Below are 20,509 nucleotides of genomic sequence, written 5' to 3'. Positions count from 1 at the left end.
ATCGGACGACGGATTATTGAATGGTTCGGCTGAACTTGAGGCTAGCTGTCCAACCAAGAATACCAATGAAGGCGTAAATGCCAACGTTTAACCAACCCGCTTGAGGAATGGTATTGAATGGGTTTGGTGTAATAATGGCGTGCAGCGGAAGGTAAAGCACTTCGGAGAAAAAGTGATCTAGCCCGTAGTAACCAAAAAGTGCGATAGGCATCCAACGTAGCGCATAAATGGCGATAAACAAAATGACCAGTGGTGAGTTCACTTTTTGTGAAATAGCCATCGCAGTTAATGCCAGCGGTAACAGCAGAATACCGGCGAAAAACATTCTGATTAAAAACTCTCCCCAATGCAGCAGCACGTAACCTAACGAGGCTTGGCGGTACAATAAAGCCAATTGGTGATCAGTAGAGATGTTCAGCAACCACAACATTAAATTTGCAGCGAGTACGAGCACCGAGCAGACGAGCGGAATCACCAATAAGCCAAATCCTAGCTTCACTAAATGGGTTTTTATGTCACTGACAGGCATACTGCGCCAAAACATAATGCTGCCTTCCGCCCGTTCTTTGCGTAGCGTTCTTGGGAAGTACTGAACGGCTAACAAGATAGACAGCAGCCCTGCTCCTCCGGAAATCAACATATTGACGTCATCACCAAGCTCTTTGTGAATGTCACTGACATCGCCACCAAAGCTCATTTGGAAAAACATATTGTGTTGTAGAGTATCGTTACTCATTAAACTCACAAAGAGAATAACTCCACACGCCAACACAAACAGTGGAATACGTAAAACAAGAGGGTTTTCTAACCACTCTTTTTGCAACATCGCGACAACTGAACGCATTACGCTGCCTCCTTCTGCAATGCTAAAAATAGATCCGCTAACTTCACCCCATGGATGGAACCCATTGTTTCTGCTTGTTGGGCATACTGGGCTTTGAGTAACCATTTCGTTGAACCGAGGCCTTTTTGTGACGAGAGTGGGTTCATCGCTTCAATTTGTGTGCGGTGCTCGTCGTTGGCTTCAAGAATGAAATAGTCTTCACTGATACTGTCCATCGAGGTTTGCAGAACGGGGCGACCATGCTTAAGAATCAGAACATCTGTCAGCAAGTGCTCAATCTCTGATACTTCATGACTGGCGATGATCAACACGCGCTCGCCGTCGTGAAACCATTCCAATAAGTGACGATAAAACGTCTCGCGATACACGAGATCTAACCCGAGTGTCGGTTCATCCAATATGAGGATTTGGGTGTTGGTCGCGATCACAATCGCGAGGTGTAATTGCACCTTCATCCCTTTGGATAAAGATTTGATACGCGCACGAGGTTTGATGTCCGTTTGACGAAGTAGCGTATCTGCTTGGGCGCGATTGAACCCTGGATGCACGCCCTCGGTATAGTGAAGCAGTTGAGCAACGGTCATCCAATCTGGCAGAACGTTGACATCCGAGATGTAGGATAAGCTCTGCATTATCTTGTCGCGTTGCATAATGGGTTCAAATCCGTTGATACGAATAGTGCCCTGATATTCATGTGCACCGAGTAGGGCATTAATAAGCGTTGATTTACCTGCGCCATTATGGCCGAGTAAGCCAAGTACTTGTCCTGCATGTAGGTCGAAACTCACTTCATGCAGTGCTTCTCCTTGTTGCTGATATTGCTTGGAGACGTTGTTTACACTGACTAATGCGCTCATTGGTCACCTTTCAAGTGTGGTTTTAGTTGTTGAATGAATTCGTCGAGTGACATATCCAGACGCTGTATTGTGTCGGCTATCTGCGGAATTTGTTGCTGAAGAAAACGTGCCTTCTCGTCTGCGAGTAATTTGAGCTTTGCTCCTGAAGCGACAAACATACCTTGACCGCGTTTTTTCTCCACTAGCCCGTCATCAACAAGCAATTGATAGCCTTTCATAACGGTGAGGTGGTTAATTTTCATATCTGCAGAGATGCTACGGACGGAGGGCAGAGCATCGCCTTCTTGCCAGACACCTTGCAGTATTTGCTGCGTGATCTGGTCTGCCAACTGTCGAAATATCGGTTGGCGATCATGCCAATTAGTCATGAGTTAATCTCTTGGTTGAGATGGTGTTATATATATGTATAACACCTAGTGCATTAGAGAGAAAGTAATAATTTAAAACCTAGTGTATCCGCCTGTCTCATTCGCACTAAATATCCACCTAAGTGGTCGTTGTTTTGAGGTTTTGTTTTATATGGAAATTAATTGCTTCTCATAAGTTGAGAAGTGTTGTTTTTCTCTTCCCATCAATACACTTATCGCCTGTTCTAAATAAATATTCTCACTGAATGATAATTAGCATAATTTTAGGTCTGCCTATTTCTTACTTGATGAGAATCAATGGTCAAAGAGGCCTAGAAAACAAAAGTTTCGAGAGGCAATCTGACTGGCTTAGGCACCTATCTCACGTTGAGCGCGTGCTCAATGAATGAGAAAGAGTAGAGTAAAGAGGTCTCATGAATCAGGTAATATCTATCGGCCCACAGGAGTCGTTCCTCGTCGCAATTTGCGTGTTGTTTTTAGGGCAGTTCATCAATACCAAGTTACCAACCTTAAAAAAATTTAATATTCCAGAGCCAATTGTTGGTGGTCTAGTGGTCGCTTGCGTCATCACGATGATGCACTTAAACGGTGTGGATGTTTCCTTTGATTTACCACTGCAAAACGTCTTTATGCTGATGTTTTTTGCAACCGTTGGCTTAGCGGCAAATTACACCCAACTGATTAAAGGCGGTGCGAAGGTTTTCATCTTCCTAGTTGTGGCATCGGTCTACATTCTTATCCAAAATGCGGTCGGCGTGTCCTTAGCAACAGCGCTGGGGTTAGATCCACTCATGGGGTTGATCGCCGGATCCATTACGCTTTCTGGCGGACATGGAACTGGAGCTGCGTGGTCGCAAACTTTTCAAGAAATGTATGGTTTGCATAATGTTCTAGAGGTGGCAATGGCTTCTGCTACATTTGGCTTGGTGATGGGCGGGATTATTGGCAGCCCTGTTGCACAAAAGCTACTAAACAAACACAACTTGGAATCGGAATACGGACGCACCAATCAAAGTCATCAGAGTTTCCCTGAACTGGTGACGTACAACGAACATGAGGAAGATCGCGTCACAGCGAAAAGAGTCGTTGAAAGCTTGTCCATCATTCTACTTTGCGTGACAGGCGCGAAGTATCTGGAGAGTTGGGTAAGCAGTTTTGACATCAAGTGGTTAATGATTCCCGATTTTGTGTATGCGCTGTTTATTGGTGTTGTTATCACTAACATCATGGAAGTGACGAAGGCGCGCAAGGTTGATTTAGAAACCGTTGATATTCTTGGCACGGTTGCACTATCTCTATTTCTTGCCATGGCCTTGATGAGTTTGAAATTGTGGAATATTTTCGATCTTGCGATCCCATTCCTTATTATTCTTGCTATTCAGTCGGCAGTGTTGGCGATGTTCACTTACTACGTAACATTCCGCATGATGGGAGGCAACTACGATGCGGCGGTGATCGCTAGCGGACACTGCGGTTTTGGGTTAGGTGCTACACCGACTGCGGTCATGAATATGGGCTCCATCGTGAGTCGATATGGTCCATCACCACAAGCATTTATGGTGGTTCCAATTGTCGGTGCATTCTTCATCGACATTGTGAATTTAGTGATTTTGCAAGGATGCATCGCTTTTATTCGATAACATTCGCTTTTTTACCGAAATAACAAAGCCAGCACCTATACGCTGGCTTTGCTATTTGTAACACGAAATCTTGTTTGCCTGACTTCAAGCTGTGAAATCAATGCGTTACTATGACGACATAGTGTTCAATTTTGCAGCAGCATGAGGTACCCACATGTCTGAAAAAATATCGACGTCGGCATTAGCGAAAATGCGCAAGGTAGAAGCTAAGCTGCTGTTTGCCGATCTCAAACGTGCAGGCTACATCGTTCGCCAAGATGAAAAGTGGATTTTGACCGAAGAAGGGGCAAAGTTTGGCGGTGAGTATGTGGATCACCCTAAATTTGGCCAGTTCATCGTCTGGCCGACCAACTTACATATTGAGCTGACTCCCAGCTCAGGGAAAACATTGAGCGCGACACAACTGGGTGAAAAGCTGAAATTGAATGCGAAGCGCATGAATCAGCTTTTGAGTGAACTGGGTTGGTTGACCAAATCCGAAGAGGGATGGAGTGTCACAGAAGCTGGTGTGCGCGCTGGTGGGCAGCAAAGAACCGATAAAGAAACACAAAATACCTTTGTCGTATGGCACGATGTGGTGCTGCGTAACAAGCGTCTTAAGCAGTCTGTCATTGAGTTTTTAGGGCAAGACGCGGAGTCACATTCTACGGATAAATCGTACTCAAGCTTTCGCCAAAAATTTGAAGCCAAGCACCGAACATTAGATGGGCATTACGTGCGCTCTAAGGGGGAGTTGCTCATCGACAACTGGCTGTACTTGGCTGGTGTTGTGCACGCTTATGAGCGTCAGTTGCCGATTGACCAAGATGTCACTAGCGATTTTTACTTGCCAGGTGGCAAAGTCTATTTGCAATTTTGGGGAAGTGACGATGGGGAGATGGCTCAGGCCGACCGTGAGACCATTCGTACTGTTTATGAGCAGCATCATTTCAATCTTATCGAAGTCGAACCGAGTGAACTAGACAAGTTGGATGAAGTGCTTCCTAAGCGTCTTCGTCAGTTTGGTATTAAAGCTTATTGACGACTTAAGCCCGCTGTTCAGATAAGAAAAAACCCGTGTTCAACACGGGTTTTGTATTTTTAGTGTGTTTCTAGGCTGCCATCCTATGGGTTAAAAGCCTTTGATGTTTTCTGCTTCTAGCTCAGAGAAGTACTTCACTGTCTTCACTTTCAGTTCTTGTTGAGCTGGTTCGTCGCATACGATCACCGCTTTAGGGTGAAGTTGAAGAGCAGAAACTGTCCATAGGTGGTTTACACAACCTTCCACGGCTGCTTCAAGTGCCTGAGCTTTGTTATGGCCAGTGACCAAGATCATCACTTCTTCTGAGTCTAGAAGCGTACCAACACCGATAGTCAGCGCGTATTTAGGCACTTGGTTGATATCGCCGTCAAAGAAGCGAGAGTTCGCAATGCGAGTGTCTTCAGTGAGGGTCTTGATGCGAGTACGAGAAGAAAGAGATGACGCTGGCTCGTTGAACGCGATGTGACCGTCGTTACCCACGCCGCCCATGAACAGGTTGATCTTGCCGTAAGACTTAATTTTGTCTTCGTAACGCTTACATTCTGCGTCGTGATCGTCTGTGTTACCGTTCAGTAGGTTGATATTTTCTTCTTGAATATCAATGTGATTAAAGAAGTTGTTGTACATGAACGAGCGGTAAGATTCTGGGTGATCCGCAGGGATGCCAATGTACTCATCCATGTTAAAAGTCACGACGTTTTTGAAGCTGACTTCGCCGGCTTGGTAAAGCTCGATTAGGGCTTTGTAGGTTGCTAGAGGAGTGCCACCAGTTGGTAGACCCAGAACGAATGGACGCTCAGCAGTAGGTTTAAAGTCGTTGATACGCTTAGCGATATGCGCAGCTGCCCACTTACCTACTTGTGCTGCTCGAGTTAACGGGATAAGTCTCATTTTGTGCCCCTAGTTATTGGAATTGACGATGTACTGAAACATTAATTCGCATTATAAAATAAGTAATGGCGAACTGCTATTGTTTTAGGTCAAAATTTTGCTTTTTCTTTAACCAATGTTGGTTTTGTCGACGATTTTTATATCTAAATGCTTTTATAAGACGATTTTTTACAAAGAAATTGCATTATGAAACTGACGAATCAATAGATAAAATTTATGATCTAAATTAAGTTCTGACTTCGCACTTAACCTTGTTTTTTAATAACCTACAGAGTGCGAAATCGCACACGAACTTCAAATATTATGGGTTAGATATGGCATGGCGCTCATTCTTTAACCATAATTGAAATGTGTAAACCAGTGAGGAATTCGGTATGAAAAATGAGTTAGATCCGAGCAAAGTACTACAGGCTTACGAATGTGTGATGAACAACGGTACGCCAACCGAATTTGGTAAAATGTATGAAGGTGTAGAAGCGTTTTCTGACTACGATGGGTACAACGTTTTCTTGAGAGGGAATGGTGTTGAGCTAAAAATTGGCTTCCACAACACCTATCACTTGGAATATGACCAAGAGCATTTGAAAGAGAGCTTTCTGAAAAAGATTGCGACGCTCGCCAAGTAAACGGTTATCACCCAAATATTAAAAAAGCCCTTGGGAGAATGCCCCCTTGGGCTTTAGGAGAAGAAATGAGCTTGTCTTGCTCGCTCAGTAAAGTCAAACGAGCTTTCGCCTACTGCTAGAAAAAGGCGAGAACTAGGTTATTGGTTATTAATCGTCTTCAACCAAACTCTCTTCAATGTATTCTTCTGTGGCGTCAGGCTTGTTACGACCATTTAGCGTATGGAAGCGCTTGCGACCACGAGCAAGTTGGGTGTACTTTAGCCACGTACGCTCAAGTTTTGTTTTTGCTTTGCCCGGGTTTTCTAACACCTTGATGAAGTGTTTCTCTTCGCTGTTTTCAGGTGTTAATTCGCCTGACTCTAAGCCAAGCATTGTATCCCCATAAATTGTTAGGATTTCCTCTTCTGAAAGAGTAAAATCGCCAGACTTTGCAAAGCCGCGTGGGAATTTTACGTTATCGTAAAAACGTTTTTTGCCATGACGGAATTCAGTGTCAGACATGTCAACAGCCTCTGTAACCGTTATTGATGAATGTAGTGAACTTACGGCGAAAATTAGGCTTAAATCTAACAAAAGAAAAACAAAACTTTTTTGTCGTCATGATTTTAATTAGTTGTTAATCTGGTTTTATATTAACCAGGAGATGGTTTATGGATGTAAAAGTCTTTCGAACATTTTTAGAGCTGGCAAGAGTTCGTCACTTCGGACGTGCTGCTGAGAACCTTTATATTACCCAAGCCGCTGTGAGCGCACGTATCAAACAATTGGAAAGTTACTTCGATACGCAATTGTTTATTCGTGATCGAAATAACATAAAGTTGACCTCTGCAGGTGAGCGCTTAATCAGCTATGCCGAGGTAATGGTCACTACATTGCAACAAGCGAAGCTAGAATTATCGCTTGAAGATGGCAAAGCGCTGCAACTAACGTTAGGTGGCACGCCAAACATTTGGGACGCTTATTTACAGAATTGTTTAAGTGTCGTCACAGATTCGTTTGGTGGTTATGGCTTCATGGCAGAAGTGATGGGACGTGAGATGCTCAGTCGTAGCTTGCTAGAGCGCACGTTAGATATGGCATTTGCGTTCGATCAGATCAAAGCTGATGAGCTTAACTGTAAAAAAGTGGCGGATGTTGTTCTCGTTCTGGTATCAACTGAGAAAGATTCTTTAGACACCGTTTTCGAAAACAAATATGTGTACGTTGACTGGGGGACGCGTTTCTCCTCAGAGCATTCTGAACGTCACCCTAAGATTCCGGCTCCATATTTACGCACTTCAACAGCGCGTATCGCATTGGACTTTATTTTAGAGAAGGGTGGAGCCGCGTACTTACCAATCTCTCTCGTGGAGCCATTTATCGCTAATGGGCAGCTTCACAAGGTGCCTGGAGTAGAAGATTGGTGTCGCCCTATCTATTTGAGCTATCGTAAAGCTAGCTCGTCTGTAGACGCGATTAAGCAAGTGGAAGAAATTGTCAAAGAGATCGATCCACTGACCGCTTACAGTTTTCAGCAAATTGGTTCTGGCACTTCCGACGAATAGCGTTGAATGAAAAGTCAGAAAAACGAAAAAGCCGCCTTGAGAAATCAAGGCGGCTTTGTTTTTATCTCGATGAATCGATAGTTATGGTAAGTCAAACAACAGGGCTGTTGTGCTTTCGTTTGATGTATTGCGCAAAACAACCTTACTCTGGTGTTCAATCTTCGCGCCGTCGTCAGCCGTCAAAGTGGTATTGTCGACACTAAGGCTCCCAGTCACTTGATGGATGAATAGATTTCGGCCCGACTCAATCTCAAAGTTTAGTTCGCTACTTGGCTCAAGAATTAACTGATGCAAAGTCGCATCTTGCTTAATAAGTAGCGTGCCGTTTTCTCCAGTTGGAGTTGCGATAGTCGTTAACCCAGGATTGCGACCAAAATCTTTTTGCTGATAACCTGGTTTGGTTCCAAATGTGTTCGGTTGAATCCAAATCTGTAGAAACCGCAGCGTATCTTGGTTCGATGCATTGTACTCACTGTGGTAAATCCCTTTCCCTGCCGACATGAGTTGGAATTCACCTGCAGGTAGTGTTTTGACGTTACCTTCACTGTCTTTGTGTGCGATAACACCTTCCAACACATAGCTGATGATCTCCATATCACGGTGGCCATGTGTATCAAAACCCGCGCCAGGCTTGACTACATCGTCATTAATGACTCTCAGCTCGGAAAAGCCCATTTGTTGAGGATCGTAGTAGCTACCAAAAGAAAACGTATGTTTGCTATCAAGCCAGCCAAAGTTTGCTCGACCTCGGTCTGCTGCATGTCTTACCGTAATCATAAGGCCTCCTTAAGAGAGCTTTTTGTTTAAAAAGTTATCTAACGCTGCTTTACCTGCGCCAGAGAACGCCAGAGAAACGCTTGCTGCCAGTAATGCTAAGCCAAACTCGTAACCGTTGTTTGCCATGAATAGGCCATTTTCAAAGTGGACAGAGAATATCGCTACCACCATCGTGAACGCCAAAGCAACCGCTGCTGGTCGAGTTAGCAGACCAAGTAAAATGAACAAGCCGCCAAAGAACTCTGCGCTGCCCGCAAGTAACGCCATGAGTACGCCAGGACCTAAACCGATAGATGCCATCCACTGACCTGTGCCTTCTAGGCCGTAGCCACCAAACCAGCCAAATAGTTTTTGTGCGCCGTGCGCCATAAAGATAATGCCGATTGGAACGCGAAGTGATAGTGCGCTGTAACCTGCGTTTGATGTGGTAATTTTCTGTAATAGTGCTTTCATGATTCTGTCCTCTGACTCTTTTCAATGAGTGGGAAGCGTGTGCTCCCGTGCTGTTGAGAACAGTTTAGGTAGAGGCGAGCATAAAAATAACGGGAGGATTTTGATAAACTCGTTCTAAAAAATTGAATGATTGGTTTTTATTTAAATCAATGTCTTGATTTTTATATTCGGGTGTTTATTTGCCGATTATTGTCTGTTTTAAATCAAGGTCTGTCATTATTTTCGATAAACATTTTTGCTGTTAAACAAAAAAAAGAGCACATGTACTGTGCTCTATTGCTTTCGCTTTTAACAAGGGAGAAAGGTGTGTTAAAGAAAACCGTCAGAGGTTCATTAAGCTCTCTAATGACTCCTCTACATTGTTGTAGTGATAAGTTCGAATATTACGTCCATCCGTCGCATTAATCTGAATTTCTGAGATCTCGTTATCTGAGTCTCTTTCGATAATTCCAATAGAATGATCTACGGATTTACTGGTAATAACCTTTTGGTTTCTTAATACAATTACGCAAGTATGTAAGTCCATGCCAATTCCCTTTAGCCGACGTTGTTGTGATGTTCTGGATCTAACTTTAGTGTACAAAAGCGCTAATGCCAATAAATCTCAATATTGAGTTCCGAAAGTGGCTAATTGTGGGCGCTTAAGCAAGCTACAATAACACTATATTGAACGATGCCTATGAACAATAAATGACAAAAGGCATGAGCAAGGAAAGCACTATGTTTATTCACCCCTATACCTCACTGACCTTCGAGCAGTGTCACAAGGCGCGAGTCGCGCGAGACAGTCGTTTTGATGGGCGATTTTATGTGGCGGTAAAAACAACGGGAATCTTTTGTCGTCCGATTTGCCCGGCAAATTTGCCTAAAGAAGAAAATGTTGAGTATTTCGCTGATAAGACGCAAGCCCTTCAAGCAGGGTACCGTCCGTGTTTACGCTGTCGACCTGACAGCGCGCCTGGATCTTGGGCATGGAAAGGTGTCGAGACGACCTTTCAACGAGCGATTTCGTTAATTGATAGAGGGGAGTTGCATCACCATTCGGTGTCTGAGTTGGCTGAGCGTGTTGGGATTTCTGACCGTTACTTACGTATGTTGTTTGAGCAGTATCTAGGTATGTCACCCAAGCAGTATGCGCAATATCAGCAACTAATGTTCGCCAAACAGTTGCTTCACTCCAGCTCTATGTCGGTCACCGACGTGGGGTTTGCGTCAGGTTTTAACAGTACGCGCCGCTTTAACGATGCTTTTCAAAAGTTTCTCAAACTAACGCCTTCTCAAGTACGCCGTAAAGAGTTTGATGGTGCGGGTTGCAATCGAATTGCCTTACCTTATCGAGGTGAGTTGAATTGGTCGCACATGTTGGACTTCTATCGTTTACGAGCGGTTGAGGGGGTCGAGCAGGTGAGGGATGAGAGTTATCAGCGCAACGTTTTTTTGGATAACAGCAAAGCCTGGTTTAAAGCGACAAAAGGTGAAGGATACTTAGAACTGGCGTTTGAAATTGAAGACGTAACGAAGCTGCAAAACTTGGTGTCTGACATTCGTCGTATGTTCGATCTTGACGCTGATATTTGTACTGTTGAGCAGCATTTGGAGTATGTTGCGCCTGGGCTCGTGTCGAGTAAAGGTATTCGTATTCCTGGTGTATGGAGTGCATGGGAAGCAGGGGTTAGAGCGATTTTAGGCCAGCAAGTGTCGGTTAAAGCTGCGATTGGTCAACTTAACTTATTGGTGGCCACACTTAGTGGAGAGTCAGAAAAACGTTTTTTCCCGACTCCCAGTGATATTGCGAACGCCGACGTGAGCTTTTTGCGCATGCCGCAAAGCCGTAAAGAGACGCTAGTGCGCTTCGCCCAGTTTATGCAGGACAACTCAGAAGCTGACCCCCAACAGTGGCTAGCTTTGAAAGGCATTGGACCTTGGACTGTCAGTTATGCTCAACTGCGAGGGCAATCTCAACCCGATTGCTTTCTAGATAAAGACTTAGTGGTGAAAAAGGCGATGCAGCGTTACCCATCACTGAATACGCACACTGCGGCCCCTTGGGGAAGCTACGCGACGTTTCACTTATGGAATCAATCATGAAAACATTTTATACCGAAATGCCGAGTCCACTAGGAACGGTGACTATCCAATCGAACGCTGAGGGCTTACTTGGCATTTGGTTTGAAACATGCACCACTAAGCCGAGTGAGCTGGGGGTGCGAGACGAGCAGTATCCGGTCTTGCGCCAAGCTGTCACCCAACTGGATGAATACTTTGCTGGTCTGCGCAACGAATTCGACTTGCCCCTTGCAGCGACAGGCACTGATTTTCAAAATCAAGTTTGGCAGGCACTAACGACCATTCCATATGGGGAAACGTGGAGCTATCAAGATCTCGCGAATGCGATAGGTAACCCTAAAGCTGTGCGTGCTGTTGGGTTAGCAAACGGGAAGAATCCGATTTCTATCGTGGTACCTTGTCATCGCGTTATTGGCAAAAGCGGAAAACTGACTGGGTATGCAGGTGGAGTGGAGCGCAAGCAACGTTTGCTCGCGCTGGAGCAAGGTACACCGCTTTAAGTGAGGCGATTCTCATATTGGGATTAAGCGTGCTACACAGGGGTAACGATAGTGTAGAGTTTCATATTCGTTATACGAATAGAAAAAGGACAATAAGGACATGCCTTTCAAAACGGATTTTGATGCCTTCATGAGTGAGTGTTGGCAGCATCACGAGGAAAATCCCGAACAAGTTTATGCTCAGCTAGAAACGGCTCTGAGCGAGGTGGAAGACGTTACCCAAATCGAGCGAATATTCGCATTGATGCTGCATACCGCTATTGGGCATCTCCAGTGCCCAGAACAGTTTCTTACTTGTTTAGAGCACTTTGATGAACGCAAGGTTGCTGAGAGTTTGGCATTTCAACGCAGTATTGCCGTTGCGCGCTATTTCGTAGATGGCACTGACAATATGGAATTATTGGAAGAGCAAGAACAACGCCGAGTTTACGCTTTGATTTCGAATGAACTTTCTGCACTTGCTCAGCTTGAACTGGCGAGTCAATGGTTGGTGAAAGCAGCGTTAGGAATGACGCCGAACGATGCAGAAGGGCCATTAGCGCGCGCTATAGCGATCACTGCAAACAACTTAGCATGTCAGTACGAAGCGCTGGCTGAGCGCACGTCCATGGAAAAATCGAAGATGTTAGAAGCAGCAACACTCGCGCTAGACTATTGGAAAGTGGCTGGGGGTTGGATGCAAGAAGAGCGCGCAGAGTATCGCTTAGCGATGAGCTTGCTTAAAGCGGATAAACCGCAAGAAGCCAAAGTGCATGCTGAGCGCTGTGAAGATATTTGTCAGCAACATGGTAGCGACGCGCTTGAGCTGTTCCACGCACATGACTTGCTGATGCAAGTACACTTCCATCTTAGCCAGAAATATAAAGCTAAATTGGATGAAGAGATGCAGCAGCACTGCAAAACGAGCTCGTTGACGTGATCTTAGCGTTGAATGAAAAAAGCCCCGAGCGACTGGCTGGGGGCTTTAGGGTTGTTGACTATGCAGCGATGATTATGCTGCTTGCGCTTTTGCTTGGTATCGTCCTGGTTTATGGTTCATCGCCAAAATCAAGTTCGTAGCGATGGCACCTAGAACAGATAGAGCGATAAGGTGCACATCTACAATCAACAGTGACATCACCACGATGGCACAATCTAACGCCATTTGAACTTTACCCGCTCGAACTCCAAAACGTTCCTGAAGGTACAACGCTAGAATGTTAAAGCCACCCAAACTCATTTTGTGACGGAAAATTACCAACATACCGATTCCAATCAGCCCACCACCCAAAAGTGCCGCATAGAAAGGTTCGATTCGTGAAATCTCAATCACATGATGCAGATGATCGACCGCAAAAGAGACAATCGAAACCGCAATAAAGGTATTGATAGTGAAGCGCCAACCCATGCGCATCACAGATAAAATATAAAAAGGGAGGTTAAGAGCGAAAAATATCTGACCAAAACTGAAGTCACTCACTTTGGTTAGGAAGATCGCCAAACCAGCCGTACCGCCAGTGAGCAATCCTACTTTGCTAAAAAATATCACCCCAAGTGACACCAACGCACTGCCGAGCGTCAGAGCCAAGAGGTTCTCTCTTAGGCTATGATCTTTGTCCATAAATTAACTTCCTTGGTTTAAAAACCGCGCCGGAGATAACACGTCTCACGGACGCGATAGACAATCGCCAAAATAGCAACTAACAAATCGGCCAATAAAATGTCGCGAAAAGTGATGGATGTCGAGTTTTTGGACGAGATTATGATGATATTAACCTGTTTAACATAATGTACACAGATAGAAAAACAACAAGGAAAAGTTATGATTAAGAAAGTTGGCAACACCCAAATCAGCACATTACATCGACTGAGTTGTCACTGTGGAAAAGTTGAGCTGGAACTGGCGTTACCCAATGGTATTGAGAAGCCGAGACGGTGTGACTGTTCTATGTGTCGACGTCGTGGCGCGATTGTCGCGTCTGTACCTTTGAACGGTATTCGTATTGTGCAAGGCGAAGAAGTCTTGAAGCAGTATCAATTTAATACACACACTGCGAAGCACTTTTTCTGTGGCGAGTGCGGTATTTATACGCACCATCAGCGTCGTTCTGACCCGAGTGAGTATGGCTATAATGTCGGCTGCTTAGAGGGCGTCAACCCATATGAGTTGGGAGCGATTGAAGTGATGGATGGCGTTAACCATCCATCCGACCGTTAGGTTACATTGCAAGTTAAGTGACTAATTCTAGGTGTTTTTAAGTAAATAAACCGCTATTCATCCACAAGTGTACCGCAATACTGGCGGCATAACCCAAGGCGATGACGGGAGCCCACTTTAGGTGGCCAAAGAAGGTGTATTGTCCACGCGCGGCTCCCATTAAAGCGACGCCTGCCGCGGAGCCAATGGAAAGCAAACTGCCCCCGACACCTGCGGTTAATGTGACCAGTAGCCAGTTGCCCATCGACATGCTTGGTTCCATGGTCAGTACAGCAAACATAACCGGAATGTTATCGACGATAGCAGATAGGACACCAACCATTACGTTTGCCCAGACTGGGTTCCATTGCGTGTACATGACGTTTGAAACCAGTTCGAGGTAGCCAAGTAAACTTAAACCGCCAACACACATTACAACACCGTAGAAGAACAACAAGGTGTCCCATTCGGCTCGAGACACACGATGAAACACATCAAACGGAACCACTGAGCCTAAGCGCTTCAATGCCTGATCATCGCCATTGGCAATTGCCATAGCTGCTTTTTTTGCGAGTGAGTGTTTGAGAGTTTGGCGCAAAAAATATCCGAAAAACTGTAAGTACGCCAAGCCCATCATCATGCCCATAACGGGTGGGAAGTGCAGCACAGCATGGAAAGAGACTGCGGTGGCAATCGTCAAAATGAACAACGCGACAATACGCCTTGCCCCGCGTTTTAGCTCAACGTGTTGGTGAATCGTATTCGGTTTTGTGTTTGGAACAAAAAGTGACATCAAAAATGCGGGAACCAAGTAGTTCACTAATGACGGTACAAACAACGGAATGAACTCAGCAAAGCTGACATGACCGGCTTGCCACACCATCAGGGTTGTAATATCCCCAAATGGGCTGAATGCACCGCCAGCGTTGGCTGCGATAACAATGTTGATACAAGCAAGATTGACGAACTTAGGATTATCACCAGAGACTTTCATCACTACAGCGCACATCAATAGGGCCGTAGTTAAGTTATCGGCAATCGGTGAAATGACAAAAGCGAGAAACCCCGTCAGCCAGAACAACTTTTTGAATCCAAAACCTTTACCGACCATCCACGCTTGTAAGGCGTCGAAGAGTTTGCGTTCTTCCATTGCGTTGATGTAGGTCATCGCCACGAGCAAAAACAGCAGCAACTCGGCATATTCCAACAAGTTGTGTTCTAGTGCGGATTTGGCGATTTCAGGCTGGTTGTGTTGAGCAAAGGTGTAGCCAATCAGAATCCAAATTAATCCTGCAGCGAGCAGCACTGGCTTGGATTTTCTCATTTTCAGATACTCTTCCAACATAACCAGTATGTAAGCGATCGAAAAGATAATCAGAGCCGCGTAACCGACACCAGAATTAACAAGGTTCAGTTCATTGGTTGATGCAGCAAAGGTGGCGCTAGAGAACAACAAACAGCAGAAAGCCACAATTGGATAGATTGGCATATACATTTCTCCTTTGTCTGGTTGGAGAAATATTAGCCACAAATGAATGAGTTAGTTGTGAGAGAGCTCGAATTAACAGTAGGAGTTAGGAAATGATAGTGTGCGCCACTATTTTCTGAGTGACGCAATGCTTGCTGCGCCGAATAAAACCGCAGCGGCATATAAACCGTAAGTTAACCAGTGACTAATCTCTAAAAAAGGAACGAGTCCTTGACCTGCCCACATACAGCCTCCGTTTAATGAGCAATGTTGTAATAGTCGAGCCAATTTAAAGGAAATGAACAATGTTTTTTGTGAGTGAAAGCAAATTCTGAAGGATTAGAAAGTCAAAAATTGGTCAGTGAGAGAGAAATCTCATTTTTAACTGGCTAGCTCTAATCCTTTTGAGTTAAAGATAGCTATATCTAGAGCTGAATGCATTTAGCGTAGGAGCCATTTTTTCAACGGTGAAGCGTCGATTGCTTTCACAAGCAGTATGGTTGCAACAATCGTTGCAGGATAAATAAACACATCTTTCGCGAGGTGTTGCAGCCCGATAAATCCAGCGACATTCATCATGACAATTATGATAAGCAGATGGCTAACATATATCCCTAACACGCTAGGAGATAGTTTGAAGATCCAAGGCATGTCGCCAAAATGAGGGTGAGCCAAAAGCCACATAAAGACACCTACAGCCCAGATAACGGTACCGAATAGGAAGTCGTGCGAGTTGAAAGCGATGTCATGTTGCATCAGCCAGTAAGCTTCACCAAAATGCAGTGCCATGCCAAGAATAATGCATCGAACCGTATTGTTTCGCGACCACCGCCACTGCACTTCTCGTGCGAAATAGCCTAGAGCAACTAGCAACGTGCTGAAAAAAGGCCCGTTACGAGTAAAGAAAGGCGCTGGCAGGTCGGTAATGGTCGCGTAACTGCCAGCAAAGGCCCCGTATATGTATAGCAATACTGCGGTTGGCAGTATCAGTTGCGCCATATTGATATGCACGAGAAAGGCAATTAACGCTACGGCAATGACCAGAGCCGGAATAAACCACAGATGAACGAGTCCGCCTTCGATGAGTGAATTGATCGGGGTTGACATTAAGTACCCCCAATAACCTTGCCTTTCGGCGAGATACCCAGCCTCAGCGACCGTCTGCCATTGGAATGGCATCAGTAAACTGATCATGCTCCAAATGAGCCAAACCTTCATTAACGGTTTGGCGTAGTTCTTAAGAGTATCGATAGGTGAATGACTCAACTTCGGCTGGATTAGATAACCCGAGATGAGAAAGAACAGCGGAACAGCAAAACGAGCCAGTTGGTTGAGCATATAGCCAACCCATGGTATCCCATTCCACTGCCAGTACGTCAGTGCCATCTGGCAATGCAAACCCACAATCGCAAGCATCGCAATGATACGTGCAAACTCTAAGCTGGCTATTTTTTGTTTCTTTGCCATTACATTGTTTACCTAAATAAAAAACTTAGGTGAAAATAGCAGGTTGTTACTGAAGTAATACGTGAAAAAGTCAACAGACTTGCGCTTACATTGAAGCTGTTTTGAAAATTAAGACTTACTTCAAACTTCTTAATTATTAACCTATTAACGCAATCAATACCTGATTCGTGAGTCGAAAATAGCACTGAATAATGGTTAGACCAGTTAACTCGAGATTGCAAAAAAGAACGATCGTGCTAAAAATAAGACTATGCAAAAAGGAAAAGTGACAAAAGAGTTTATTCTGCAGCGGGCTTTTGAGATCGCCAGCGAAGACGGATTAGAAAGTCTTACGATTGGAGAGTTAGCCAAGCAATGCGGTATGTCGAAAAGTGGTCTGTTTGCCCACTTTAATTCGAAGTTGAATTTACAGCTATCGGTGCTTGATCACGCCAATAAAGTGTTCGCTGATCGGGTTATTGAGCCTGCTCGAGAACTCGGGGATGGCAATATCGAGCGTAAAATTCGAGGGTTGCTCGACTCTTGGATGACTTGGAATCACGCATTCCAAGGAAGTTGTATGTTTCTTGACGCTTGGAATGATACGGCAGATAAAGATTGCCCGCTTCAGGCCGGACTGCGTAAATCCATAGACACTTGGCTGAGTTATTTGGAGATCCAAATAGCGAAAGGCAAAGAGAAGCAAGAATTTGCAGCAGACTTAGATACACGCCAAGCAACGTTTGATTTGTACGGTCTCTATTTGAGTGCGCATGTTTTTTACTCAATTAAAGGTGAGCAAGAAAGCTTGCGTCTGTTTTGGCAAGGGATCGACAACTTATTTTCTCGCTGGAAAGGCTAATATCGGTTATTCGCTTCCCAGATTCGTAGACATAAAATCACAAAGAGCGGCTGAGTTCGCTCTTTCTTATCAGCGTAAAAAGCACGACCGTTCTATTTTGTGCAAAGCTGATAGTTAAGGACATGATTATGAGTGAAAAAATTTACTTTAATACATCGCAACGTTTCAGTATTAAGCGCAGTTTGGTGAACATTAGTACTCGGTTACACCATACACTGGCCCCGTCACATGCAAAGAAGACCGCGCGCAAGCTTCTTCTGACACCTGCTCGTACGCAACCTAAAAATATTGAACCTCAAGGGCTTATCAAAGGTGAAATTAAAGGGCATGCAGGCATCATCAAAACCTATACTTTGGGATCTGGACCTATTTGGGTGCTAACTCATGGTTGGTCTGGAACGGCAAGTCAGTTTTATCCACTGATGGAACATATTGCGTCGAAAGGGTTTACTGCTTTGGCGTACGATCATCCGGCACATGGTGAGAGTGAGGGGCAGTATGGGCACATTCCGGGGTTTGTCAGAGGATTAGAAGATGTGTTGGATACGGTCGAGGATATTGTTGGCCTAGTTGGGCACAGCATGGGCACCGCTTCTGCTCTTGAGTGTAGGCACAGTAAGTTAGAAAACAAGCCTTTGCTGCTTATTGCTCCGGTATTAAATTACGTAGAGAACTTATTCGGTAGCATTGCACGTTCCGGTTACTCGATGAAGCTTTTTAATGCTGTGGTTTCAGAAGTTGAAGACCAATTTGGTTATCCGTTACAGTCCATTGATCCGATGAAGCGTTTGTCTGAGCGTCCGTCTCACACCATTATTATTCATGATGAGCAAGACAAGTTCACCAAATACAGTGTCTCGGCAAAAGCGGCTGAAGAGATTAAAAACGTTGAGTTAGTGACAACACAAGGTCAGGGGCATGGTCGAGTGATGAAGTGTGAGCAAGTCTTCAGTAGTTTTGACCGTTTGCTCGATAGTGCTTGGTAACCCTTACTTTTACTGATTGATTCGCTCCGTTTTGCGCTAATTCGGTTTGAAAGTAACACCTCAGACTTTTTCGTCTCTGGTGTTGCTCTCCTCGTTAAGAGGTTAAATCCAAAAAGGACAGCCGAAGCTGTCCTTTGTTTATTTAGCAGAACGTCTGCAAGGCTGAAATTAGTTACAGTTAGCTACGCCAACTTCTTTCCAAACGCCCCATTCGCCAGATTGGCTAGGATCGTCACCCTGAGTCCACCATTTCGCTTCCCACGTTTTACCTGCGTGAGTCACTTGGTTACCACCTGTGTACACTGCGCTCGCATCCCATGCGTTGTCACAAGTACCAGGGTTCGGATCGGTTGTGTGCTGTGCAACAACCACTGTCGCGCTTGCCGATGAAGACGCTTTACCGTCGCTCACACTTACAGTGAAGCTTAAGCTTGTGTCTTGCGGGTATTCCGCAGCAGTGAACGTGACTTTAGAGCCTTCAACCGTTGCATTCAGACCTTGAGGTAGAGTCCAGTTGAATGTCAGGGTATCGTTGTCTGCATCGCTAGACGCAGATGCATCTACAACCACAACGTCACCAGCGTTTGCTGTTGCTGGAGCAACAACTTGTGCTACTGGTGCGCTGTTCACTGGGTCAACAACACCTGCTGGTTTCACTGTTACTACAACGAGGTCAGATGCCGTTGCACCCTCGTTATCAGTCACCGTCAGCTTGAAAGTTAATTGCTCTTCAACAGTAACTTCTGCTGCATCAAAGCTTGCTTTCGCTGTGTTTGCACCTGTTAGTACCACTGCTGTGCCAGATACTTGTTCCCAAGCGTAGCTTGCGATGGTGCCGTCAGAGTCTTTTGACAGGCTGCCATCTAGAACCACATTTGCAGGACCTGTTACCGATTGATCTGCGCCAGCGGCTGCGGTTGGTTTACGGTTTGGTTGAGGAACCACACCACCAGCCATACCTTCGTGCATCGCGTTTAGAATGTCACCGTTATCCGCGTCAATTTCCCAAGAGAATAGACCAGCAAGACCAAGAGACTTCGCGTAGCTACCTTTTGCTAGCACTGAACGGTGGTCATCAAATGTGATCAACTCGCCCGTAGTACGGTTCCATACCCATGGTGCTTCAGCTTGTGCATCGTAGCCGTACTCGAAGCCGTTAATACCAGTGTTGTTTGCACCTAGCATGAATGACTTAATGCCTTTGTAGTCAATTACGCCATCTTCCCAAACACCTTGCGCTGTGCTGCCCTTCAGTTTACCTGTAGCAGTACCTGTCATTGGGTCGTTTGGATCGGTTAGCGTATCTGGAGTTACGCCTTCCCAGCCACGACCGTACATTGCTGTACCAAGTACTAGCTTGTTTGCAGGAACGCCTTGAGCAAGAAGAAGTTGGATGCCGTTATCTGCTGTGTAAGCAGGACCTTTGTACGGTTCGCCGTTCTCATCAACGCCACTACCGTCACACTGACCAGGACGCATGAATGAACCACAGTAAAGCGCAGTTTGGTGACCAGGAACGTTATTCCAACCGCCGTAGAAGTCGTAAGTCATTGCGAAGATGTAATCCATGTACTGAACTGCATCTGCGTAGTCTACGTCTTCAATCTTGTCGTAACCGACACCGATAGCGGACGTTAGCTCGTAAGTACGGCCTGTCTCAGCTTCTAATTCATCAAGCATTACGCGCAGTTCACGCATCAGTGCGATGTATGCTGGGCCATCGTTTACAGGGTCGCCCTTATCGGCTGCTGCACCGCCGCCGCCAGGGAATTCCCAGTCGATATCAACACCGTCGTAGAATTTCCAAGTTTTCAGGAACTTCTTAACTGATGCGACGAATGTGTCACGGTTTTTCTTGTCCACGAAATCGAAGAATGGGTCAGACAGTGTCCAACCACCGATCGATGGGATGATTTTTAGATCAGGGTTACGTTGTTTCAATGCCATTAGCATTGCGTAGTTACCCTTGATAGGCGTGCTGTA

At 45.2% G+C, this 20,509-nt stretch carries 22 protein-coding genes; 10 read left to right on the top strand and 12 right to left on the bottom strand.

Annotated features, from left to right (window positions below; all coding sequences use genetic code 11):
• Positions 1-13: 13 nt before the first annotated feature.
• From R7E00_RS04725 to R7E00_RS04715, 3 genes are read right to left on the bottom strand one after another with little or no spacing between them, the layout of a single operon-like run.
• Entirely contained in the window at positions 14-844 is an 831-nt protein-coding gene (locus R7E00_RS04725; RefSeq protein ID WP_213900003.1) for a hypothetical protein, read from the bottom strand.
• Positions 844-1,701 carry an ABC transporter ATP-binding protein gene (locus tag R7E00_RS04720; RefSeq protein WP_005374445.1) on the bottom strand — a complete coding sequence of 286 codons (858 nt, stop codon included), beginning with the start codon at positions 1,699-1,701 and terminating at the stop codon, positions 844-846. The genes R7E00_RS04725 and R7E00_RS04720 overlap by 1 nt, the downstream gene beginning before the upstream one ends.
• Positions 1,698-2,069, bottom strand: a complete 372-nt coding sequence (locus R7E00_RS04715; RefSeq protein WP_005374444.1) for a GntR family transcriptional regulator — start codon at positions 2,067-2,069, stop codon at positions 1,698-1,700. Before R7E00_RS04715 ends, R7E00_RS04720 begins: the two co-directional genes overlap by 4 nt.
• Positions 2,070-2,482: 413 nt before the next feature.
• Between R7E00_RS04715 and gltS the strand changes: the two genes are divergently transcribed.
• Complete coding sequence (gltS, locus tag R7E00_RS04710) at positions 2,483-3,709, top strand: sodium/glutamate symporter (protein ID WP_171344991.1); 1,227 nt, start codon at positions 2,483-2,485, stop codon at positions 3,707-3,709.
• A gap of 154 nt (positions 3,710-3,863) precedes the next feature.
• Positions 3,864-4,730: a hypothetical protein gene (locus R7E00_RS04705; RefSeq protein ID WP_005374442.1), complete on the top strand. Its 867-nt coding sequence runs from the start codon at positions 3,864-3,866 to the stop codon at positions 4,728-4,730.
• Positions 4,731-4,820: 90 nt separating this feature from the next.
• On the opposite strand, the gene nagB is transcribed toward R7E00_RS04705, so the two are convergent.
• Positions 4,821-5,621 carry a glucosamine-6-phosphate deaminase gene (gene nagB / locus R7E00_RS04700; protein WP_005374441.1) on the bottom strand — a complete coding sequence of 267 codons (801 nt, stop codon included), beginning with the start codon at positions 5,619-5,621 and terminating at the stop codon, positions 4,821-4,823.
• Between the two features lie 374 nt (positions 5,622-5,995).
• On the opposite strand from nagB, the gene R7E00_RS04695 reads away from it, so the two are divergent.
• Positions 5,996-6,247, top strand: coding sequence for a DUF3081 domain-containing protein (locus tag R7E00_RS04695; protein WP_005374440.1), 252 nt, complete (start codon positions 5,996-5,998; stop codon positions 6,245-6,247).
• A 147-nt stretch (positions 6,248-6,394) separates the two neighbouring features.
• On the opposite strand, the gene R7E00_RS04690 is transcribed toward R7E00_RS04695, so the two are convergent.
• Positions 6,395-6,748, bottom strand: a complete 354-nt coding sequence (locus R7E00_RS04690; RefSeq protein ID WP_005374439.1) for a DUF413 domain-containing protein — start codon at positions 6,746-6,748, stop codon at positions 6,395-6,397.
• 149 nt (positions 6,749-6,897) lie between these two features.
• On the opposite strand from R7E00_RS04690, the gene R7E00_RS04685 reads away from it, so the two are divergent.
• Positions 6,898-7,791, top strand: a complete 894-nt coding sequence (locus tag R7E00_RS04685; RefSeq protein WP_213900004.1) for a LysR family transcriptional regulator — start codon at positions 6,898-6,900, stop codon at positions 7,789-7,791.
• Positions 7,792-7,872: 81 nt separating this feature from the next.
• Here R7E00_RS04685 and R7E00_RS04680 read toward each other — a convergent pair whose 3' ends face one another.
• From R7E00_RS04680 to R7E00_RS04670, 3 genes are all read right to left on the bottom strand, one after another.
• A complete protein-coding gene (locus R7E00_RS04680) occupies positions 7,873-8,568 on the bottom strand; it encodes a pirin family protein (protein ID WP_203345515.1) in 696 nt (231 codons plus the stop codon).
• A gap of 9 nt (positions 8,569-8,577) precedes the next feature.
• Positions 8,578-9,021: a DoxX family protein gene (locus R7E00_RS04675; protein WP_005374434.1), complete on the bottom strand. Its 444-nt coding sequence runs from the start codon at positions 9,019-9,021 to the stop codon at positions 8,578-8,580.
• 322 nt (positions 9,022-9,343) lie between these two features.
• Positions 9,344-9,547 carry a hypothetical protein gene (locus R7E00_RS04670; RefSeq protein ID WP_017633816.1) on the bottom strand — a complete coding sequence of 68 codons (204 nt, stop codon included), beginning with the start codon at positions 9,545-9,547 and terminating at the stop codon, positions 9,344-9,346.
• Between the two features lie 194 nt (positions 9,548-9,741).
• Between R7E00_RS04670 and R7E00_RS04665 the strand changes: the two genes are divergently transcribed.
• The 3 genes from R7E00_RS04665 to R7E00_RS04655 all read left to right on the top strand — a co-directional run bounded on the left by R7E00_RS04665 (position 9,742) and on the right by R7E00_RS04655 (position 12,507).
• Positions 9,742-11,109, top strand: coding sequence for an AlkA N-terminal domain-containing protein (locus tag R7E00_RS04665; protein WP_136976769.1), 1,368 nt, complete (start codon positions 9,742-9,744; stop codon positions 11,107-11,109).
• Positions 11,106-11,588 (top strand): methylated-DNA--[protein]-cysteine S-methyltransferase, encoded by a 483-nt coding sequence (locus R7E00_RS04660; RefSeq protein WP_213900005.1) that lies wholly within the window; start codon positions 11,106-11,108, stop codon positions 11,586-11,588. The genes R7E00_RS04665 and R7E00_RS04660 overlap by 4 nt, the downstream gene beginning before the upstream one ends.
• A 100-nt stretch (positions 11,589-11,688) precedes the next feature.
• Complete coding sequence (locus tag R7E00_RS04655; protein ID WP_064376354.1) at positions 11,689-12,507, top strand: hypothetical protein; 819 nt, start codon at positions 11,689-11,691, stop codon at positions 12,505-12,507.
• Between the two features lie 72 nt (positions 12,508-12,579).
• Here the strand turns inward: R7E00_RS04655 and R7E00_RS04650 are convergent, their stop codons facing one another.
• On the bottom strand, positions 12,580-13,188 hold the full coding sequence (locus R7E00_RS04650; protein WP_033907220.1) for a YitT family protein: 609 nt from the start codon (positions 13,186-13,188) through the stop codon (positions 12,580-12,582).
• Between the two features lie 201 nt (positions 13,189-13,389).
• On the opposite strand from R7E00_RS04650, the gene R7E00_RS04645 reads away from it, so the two are divergent.
• Positions 13,390-13,785: a GFA family protein gene (locus tag R7E00_RS04645; protein WP_033907219.1), complete on the top strand. Its 396-nt coding sequence runs from the start codon at positions 13,390-13,392 to the stop codon at positions 13,783-13,785.
• A 37-nt stretch (positions 13,786-13,822) separates the two neighbouring features.
• Here the strand turns inward: R7E00_RS04645 and nhaD are convergent, their stop codons facing one another.
• The gene (gene nhaD / locus R7E00_RS04640) at positions 13,823-15,253 is read right to left on the bottom strand and encodes a sodium:proton antiporter NhaD (protein WP_005374422.1); all 1,431 of its coding nucleotides are present in this window, start codon (positions 15,251-15,253) and stop codon (positions 13,823-13,825) included.
• Between the two features lie 420 nt (positions 15,254-15,673).
• A complete protein-coding gene (locus R7E00_RS04635; protein ID WP_213900006.1) occupies positions 15,674-16,699 on the bottom strand; it encodes an acyltransferase in 1,026 nt (341 codons plus the stop codon).
• A 250-nt stretch (positions 16,700-16,949) separates the two neighbouring features.
• Here R7E00_RS04635 and R7E00_RS04630 point away from each other — a divergent pair, with 250 nt between their 5' ends.
• Together R7E00_RS04630 and R7E00_RS04625 are read left to right on the top strand one after the other, a co-directional pair.
• Positions 16,950-17,540 carry a TetR/AcrR family transcriptional regulator gene (locus R7E00_RS04630; RefSeq protein ID WP_005374416.1) on the top strand — a complete coding sequence of 197 codons (591 nt, stop codon included), beginning with the start codon at positions 16,950-16,952 and terminating at the stop codon, positions 17,538-17,540.
• 128 nt (positions 17,541-17,668) lie between these two features.
• Positions 17,669-18,526, top strand: a complete 858-nt coding sequence (locus R7E00_RS04625; RefSeq protein WP_017633823.1) for an alpha/beta hydrolase — start codon at positions 17,669-17,671, stop codon at positions 18,524-18,526.
• A 168-nt stretch (positions 18,527-18,694) separates the two neighbouring features.
• Here the strand turns inward: R7E00_RS04625 and R7E00_RS04620 are convergent.
• Positions 18,695-20,509, bottom strand: a 1,815-nt coding sequence (locus tag R7E00_RS04620) for a glycoside hydrolase family 18 protein (RefSeq protein WP_318124403.1), incomplete at its 5' end; no start/stop codon positions are given.

This window comes from Vibrio sp. Vb1755 (assembly GCF_033338635.1).
Taxonomy (GTDB): domain Bacteria; phylum Pseudomonadota; class Gammaproteobacteria; order Enterobacterales; family Vibrionaceae; genus Vibrio; species Vibrio alginolyticus.
The sequence above is the reverse complement of the archived record's forward strand: the minus strand, read 5'-3'. Positions and strand labels throughout refer to the sequence as shown.